This is a genomic window from Enterobacter cloacae complex sp. P16RS2 (assembly GCF_014982155.1).
Classification (GTDB): Bacteria; Pseudomonadota; Gammaproteobacteria; order Enterobacterales; family Enterobacteriaceae; genus Enterobacter; species Enterobacter cloacae_M.
In genome coordinates this window covers 667-904 of sequence record NZ_JADCKW010000070.1, presented here as the reverse complement: position 1 = coordinate 904, position 238 = coordinate 667, and the positions used below count along the sequence as shown (strand labels likewise).

General features: G+C 36.6%; 1 pseudogene. It reads right to left on the bottom strand.

From position 1 onward, the window contains the following. Nucleotides 1–86, bottom strand: a pseudogene (locus tag INF68_RS22850) (DNA-binding protein); the annotation flags it as partial. Nucleotides 87–238: the final 152 nt, after the last annotated feature.

The window sequence follows — 238 nt, the reverse complement described above, 5'->3', positions numbered from 1 at the left end:
ATCTCTTCCAGCGTTTCCAGATCAGTTTCACGAGCCTGTGCGCGAAGTGTACGAATATTGTTCAGTACCTTTAATGCTTCACTCATACTATGCCATCCTGTGTTTAAAATGGGAGATTGAAATGGTGTGCAGTATTGTCTGATGATCGATTTAAAACACACCAACATATTAATAATATAGTAAATATTAGCATTAGAGCAATGTATTTGAACCATTTCAAACACAGGATGGCATAGTA